Annotated in this window: 5 protein-coding genes; 3 read left to right on the plus strand and 2 right to left on the minus strand. The window is 40.7% G+C overall.

The window, feature by feature from the left end; translation table 11 throughout:
• Window positions 1-476: MFS transporter (locus AAF462_09455; protein ID MEM7009344.1), on the minus strand; the 476-nt coding region annotated here is incomplete at its 3' end.
• Window positions 477-774: 298 nt separating this feature from the next.
• Here AAF462_09455 and AAF462_09460 point away from each other — a divergent pair.
• Window positions 775-2,610 carry a multicopper oxidase family protein gene (locus AAF462_09460; protein MEM7009345.1) on the plus strand — a complete coding sequence of 612 codons (1,836 nt, stop codon included), beginning with the start codon at window positions 775-777 and terminating at the stop codon, window positions 2,608-2,610.
• Between the two features lie 50 nt (window positions 2,611-2,660).
• Window positions 2,661-4,178 carry an FAD-binding oxidoreductase gene (locus AAF462_09465; GenBank protein MEM7009346.1) on the plus strand — a complete coding sequence of 506 codons (1,518 nt, stop codon included), beginning with the start codon at window positions 2,661-2,663 and terminating at the stop codon, window positions 4,176-4,178.
• Between the two features lie 42 nt (window positions 4,179-4,220).
• Here AAF462_09465 and AAF462_09470 read toward each other — a convergent pair whose 3' ends face one another.
• The gene (locus AAF462_09470) at window positions 4,221-5,003 is read right to left on the minus strand and encodes a ZIP family metal transporter (GenBank protein ID MEM7009347.1); all 783 of its coding nucleotides are present in this window, start codon (window positions 5,001-5,003) and stop codon (window positions 4,221-4,223) included.
• Window positions 5,004-5,345: 342 nt separating this feature from the next.
• On the opposite strand from AAF462_09470, the gene AAF462_09475 reads away from it, so the two are divergent.
• On the plus strand, window positions 5,346-6,055 hold a 710-nt coding region (locus tag AAF462_09475), incomplete at its 3' end, for an MFS transporter (GenBank protein MEM7009348.1).

Genomic DNA, 6,055 nt, shown 5'->3' on the forward strand with positions numbered 1-6,055 from the left:
AAGTAACCTCCAATTATCGGGGCCACAGCCGGCATAGTTGATGCAACGCCGCTTATAGTTCCCATCGATTTCGCCAGATTCTTTCGGTCAAACACTTGGGTTAGGATTGTTCTGGCAATCGGTGAAGCGCTTCCCATTCCCAGCCCTTCGAGTGATCGCCCCACTATATAAGATGGCAAATCAAAAGCAAGCATCGCTATCAGTGAGCCGATAATGCTTATTATTACTCCGATCAGCAAAGTCGGCCTGCACCCGATTTTTTGACCAATCCCGCCCCAGATTGGTTGAGAGAGAGCAAAAAAGACAAAGAAAATTGTAACCGAGAGCTGAACCCCTTGAGTTGAGCTGTCAAAGACCTCTGAGAGCTTTGGCAGAGCGGGCATAGAGATTTTAATGGACAGCCAGCTTAAAATTATTACCGCAAACGAGAGTCTAAATGCCCACTTTTGCTGATGCTCTGTAAAATTATCGCCCATTATATTTTTCTTTTATTAACTTTTAGCATTACGCAACAAGAAATCTATATATGACTAAGTCTTAGTAGTTTGAATGTCTCCTCGGACATCTTATCATAAAAAATGTTTGATAGGATTATAATCCAGCAAAATAATATTTGAAATTTTTAGTCATACTTATTATCATAGATATTGTTAGATTGACATATCTATACAATCTAAAATATATCTATACATAATCTTCTTCATTGAATCGAATGTTATAAGATTATCTCATGTACAGATATTAAATATCTTTTTGGTTATTAAGGAGCTAAGGATGAATCTCAAAAAACTACAGATTGCCTTCGTTATATTATTTGGTATTTGCTTAATTGCATTTATGAACATAAGTGGCTGTAATAGTAATGATTCCCAAGGTGATATTTTCCCCGAACCTGAAGTAAGAAAGTCCCAAAATGGAACACTAAGTACGATCATTGAAACTCTCATATCAGTTAATTTTGTTGAAAACATAACTACTGGGGAGATGGATACAGTTGAAACAGCTACTTATGAAGGCGGTCTTATAGGTCCGACTTTGAGTGTAAAACCTGGTGACACGATAGAATTTGATTTGATCAACAACCTGCCCGCCAACCCTGAAGATACAAGAACCGGAACTTCTGGTGCTTTTCCGCATAAACGCTTCACTACTAACTTTCACACGCACGGTCTAACTGTATCTCCTTTGGGAATTTCAGACAATGTGCTTAGAAGAATGGAGCCTGGCACAACAAATAGCGTGCAGATCGAAATTCCCGATGATCATGCCTGTGGCACATTCTGGTACCACCCTCACAAGCATGGAGCAGTGAGCTTTCAGTTCTTTGGTGGCATGATTGGCTTTTTAATTATTGATGATGAGGACTGCGGATTAAAGCAAATTCCTGAGATCGCTGCAGCCAAGGAAGTAGTTATGGGTATCAGCGCAATTAGAACTGATGAAACAGGTCAGGTTCCTTTTGTAAACCCCGAGGCAATAGCTTTCTCACAAAACGCTGAAATGGGAGTAACAATTCCTAGCCTCTGGCAGTTTTTTCAGGATACAAACTTATATATGACAGTAAATGGAGTAGTAAATCCTACTCTAAGGATGAAACCCGGAGAGGTTCAGCGCTGGCGCATTCTAAATGCCGCATCAGGCATAACATTAGTGCCTGCCCTTGAAGGACATAGTTTTAATATAGTTGCACAAGATGGGCTAAATACTTCCGAGGTCATAGTGCTTGATTCCGGAGAGGGAGCTGTTATGGGAGCAGGCAACAGGCTTGATGTAATGGTTAAAGCTGGAGAACCAGGAACATATCTACTTCAAGCTCTGGACCCAACTGATGACAGATCTGTATCTAATATTTCAGATGTTGAACCAGCCCCTAGAAGGGCAAGAATTGGGAGGGATTTTCCCGGTCCGACCTACCCTCTGACTCTGGCAACTATCGTAATTTCTGGCGAACCTGCAAATATGGAGCTGCCTTCTGGTTCTTTGCCAGCACCTCGTGGACTGCCAAGCATGAATGAAATGCTAAATGCTGATCTGGCAAATGAGAGAGACCTTTCTATGGAGCTATGTGCCCCCGGCACCCAGGATACTTTAAATGAAAAAGTTAACGGTGTATGCGAATACTATTTTGACATATATGATGATGATTATTGGGGCGGTGAATTCCTGCACTTAATGATGATAAGAGATGATAACGATATGGGTACAGCTAACCCTGATCCGGATGGCCCATCATTTATATTTCAAAAGGAAGGACTCTTTACTTCAGGCAGTCCATTATTTGTAGGTGATGAGGCTATGGTAACAAACACCTTTGAGAGATGGACTATATATAACAGAACCAATTCTGACCATCCTTTTCATATTCACCAAAATCCTTATCTTGTTACACACGTAAACGGGGTGGAATTAGATCAGCCTGAGTGGCGCGACACGATGCTTATACCCGCCGCTGACACTAGCAACGGTGGAAACATTGTAGATAATCAGGGATCTATATCATATATCACATATTTTAACCCAATCACATTTGGTGATTTTGTTATGCATTGTCATATTCTTACGCATGAGGATATAGGAATGATGCAGCAGCTCAGAATTGTTCCTGAATAGCAAAAATCAATCTTAGCTATATTAAATATTGGTGGAGGAATACTTAAAAAATGAAGAAATTTAACCGCAGAGAGTTCATAAGTAAAACTAGTAAAACTGCTCTGGGTTTAGGTATTGCTTCCCAATTAGGATTGCTTTCGGGTTGTGACAGCAGCTCGAGCATAAATGGCCCATCTGAAGCTGCGTGGCGTCAATTTGCAGATAGCTTAACAGGTATGCTTCTTAGGCCCGGAGATGATATATTTGCCCAGTTGGCACTGCCTCACAACTTAGCCTTCGTTAGCATTTTGCCTCAGGGTATTGTGATAGCAGCTAACGAAGCTGATGTACAGAAATGCATCCAGTTCGTTCAAGAGCATAACCTTCCTTTTGCCGCTCGTTCTGGAAACCACAGCTACGCTGCTTATTCATCGACATCAGGCCTTCAAATAGATATGACCTCCTTAAATTCAATTGAACTCAATAAATCGACCGGAATTCTTAATGTCGGAGGCGGCACATTACTTGGAAACTTAGTAGCAGACATAACCCCTTCGGGATTTATGATTCCTGTGGGAACTTGCGCTACTGTAGGACTTGCAGGCTTACTTCTTGGAGGAGGAATCGGATTTAATGGAAGAAGATTTGGACTTACCAGCGATAACCTCGTTCAGACGCAGATAGTTACTGCAAGTGGTGAGATTTTGAACTGCAATGATAATGAAAATTCCGATCTTTTTTGGGCTGCCAGAGGTAGTGGAGGCGGAAATTTTGGAATCCACACAGGATTTCAAATCCAGGCCCATGAGGTTGGCGATGTTTCGGTATATGAAATAAGCTGGGACCAAACAGATATAGGATCTGTCTGGCTCGCTATGCAAGATATTTCTTTATCGGCGTCTGATGAGTTTTCTTTGAAATTAGCTATTAGCATAAGTGAAGAAGGTTCTCTGCCCGGATCTCAGAATATTAAGTTTACAGCCACTGGGCAGTACTATGGTTCAGCTGAAGATCTAAGGGAATTATTAGATCCTGCCTTTTCTGCTGCGGAGCCCATATCATCCACAATCGAGGAATTAAGCTTCTTTGAAGCTCAGCTTTTCCTTGAAGAACATGGCGGACCCAATGCCTTTTTAACTAAGTCTGCATTTATTGAAGGAAAACTATCTGAATCAGCAGTATCAACTTTAATTAATCATCTCTCTAAGTGGCCAACAGACTCTAGGCTTGCAGAGTTTAAAATATTTGCTTTTGGCGAAGGCTATAGCGCTGTGGATCCGAGTGATACCGCATTTTTCCATCGGACAGCAGATTTTGTGGTAGAGAGCTGCGCCTCCTGGCATCCAGGTGATTCACAGTCAATTATTGATGCCAGCACAGATTGGTTGCAGGAACTATTTAGTCTATTAGATTCTTCATTTAACGGCTTTGCTTATAACAATTTTATAGATCCTACGCTAGAGAACTGGGATTTCGCATATCATAGCTCTAATCTGCCACGCTTGATTAGAGTCAACAAAAAATACGATCCTAATAACTTATTTGATTTTGATCAGGGTATACCACTATCTGTTCTAGAAGATGTTTAAATTCAATCTAAAGTTAAGATAGAAAAAATAAGTGGTGCCTGCTTAACCTGCGTGACCTAAATCAAGAATTGCTTTTACTCCTAATGTAATTATTAAGCCTATTAACATAATTACGAAACACCTTGCTTTAGAGCAGTGCGTGATTAACGGAGCCTTTCCGAAGTTATGTATTGTTGCTAGGTACAAAAATACACCAGAGGCAAATGATAGAGTTATTGCCTTTACTAATAGCAGAGATTCACTACCTAGAAATTGACGAGCTTCTGCCCCTGCTACTATGCCAAGAGGCGTAGCTATCGCAAATAATCCATAGAGCAGATAACACTGATATTTACTCAGCTTACTGGTCACCATATTTAATGCTAGACCAAAACCTGCAGAACTCTTATGTGCCAACACAGCTATTAGAATAAAAATAGCCGTTTCCGTGTCACTTATTCCAAGAGCAGTACCTAACATAAAGGAAGGAAATGAAATCATAATTGTCATTATTATGGGTATTGAGGGTGAGGACAAGCCACCGCTTTGTTTATCTCTTGATGCCTCAGTTATATGCTCAATTGCAAGCAGGAACATAAAGGCAATCACTCCAACAACGGGAGCAAGGGGAATGACAAAATTAGGAGTTGCTTTTCCAAATAGATGAAAACCTGCAGGGAGCATAATAAATAGAGACAACGCTAGGAATACGCCGCTCGTGAATGACTCACCATGTTCGAATCTCATGCCGCTTTGAACTTGCTCTCTTTTGGTAAGCGGATAGTATCCACCTAACACAGCAGCTCCTAGGATAAGAATAAACGATATCAGTTCTAGAGTATTCATGTATACCTCGCTTGTTAGATTATTTTGATTTTATCTAAATTGAATTAGGATACAAATTATAAAAAATTAATATGGTTACATGTATTATAGCATGAATAAATTCTGATTCTTCTTCAGCTAGCATATTTAAAGAATAGAACAGTTAGAAGGACAGAAACTAGAGATAATCCTTTAAAAGTGATCACAAAAGTGGTTGTAATATGATGGCGCCCAATCCGGGAGCCCAGCCCGCACGTCTGATCGACCCTTCTTTTTAATAGTAAACATTGACAAACCTGCTAACACTGACATTTTTATTCGTTCAGAATATTGATATATAGCAAAAGCAGTTAGGAGATTTTATTGGCAACTGGTACTAAGAATTCTAAAGTCACCCTGAGAAACACTATAGGCGGCATCATAGGAAATGTGCTTGAATGGTACGACTTTGCAGTATTTGGCTACTTCGCCCCAATTATTGCTGAGAAGTTTTTTCCATCAGAAGACCCAATTGCGTCACTAATAAATGCCTTTGGCGTATTTGCGGCTGGATACCTTGTAAGGCCGCTTGGAGGCATAGTGTTCGGCCATCTAGGTGATAGGATAGGACGAAAGTATGCACTTCAGCTTTCAGTGATGATAATGGTTGTTCCAACGACTTTACTCGGACTTCTTCCCACATATTCTGATGTTGGTATTCTCGCGCCAATACTGCTGATAATCATAAGGTTAGTTCAAGGATTTTCTGTAGGAGGTGAGCTGATAGGTTCAGTTTCTTATATGACGGAAGTTGCCCCTCCATCTAAACGCGGTTTTCTGGGAAGTTTCTCCTTTATGGGCGCTGTAGGAGGAGTTCTACTAGGCTCATTCGTCGCAACAATCGCACATGGACTATTTGACGCCACCGTAATAAATGACTGGGGTTGGCGAGTACCTTTTCTTTTTGGTTTTTTGGTTGGGCTATTTGGACTATGGATGCGCAAGGGACTTGTAGAAACAGCAGATTTTAAAAATGCAAAAGAAAAAGGAGAGATTGCCGCAAATCCTGTTAAAGAAGTTATACTCAGGATGCC

The sequence above is a fragment of the Thermodesulfobacteriota bacterium genome, from assembly GCA_039028315.1.
Lineage (GTDB): Bacteria > Desulfobacterota_D > UBA1144 > Nemesobacterales > UBA2774 > CR02bin9.

What these genes read in the sequence shown, in the direction of transcription:
- AAF462_09460 (MEM7009345.1), top strand. Translation starts at nt 775, where the DNA reads ATGAATCTCAAAAAACTACAGATTGCCTTCGTTATATTATTTGGTATT.
- AAF462_09465 (MEM7009346.1), top strand. Translation starts at nt 2,661, where the DNA reads ATGAAGAAATTTAACCGCAGAGAGTTCATAAGTAAAACTAGTAAAACT.
- AAF462_09470 (MEM7009347.1), bottom strand. Translation starts at nt 5,003, where the DNA reads ATGAATACTCTAGAACTGATATCGTTTATTCTTATCCTAGGAGCTGCT.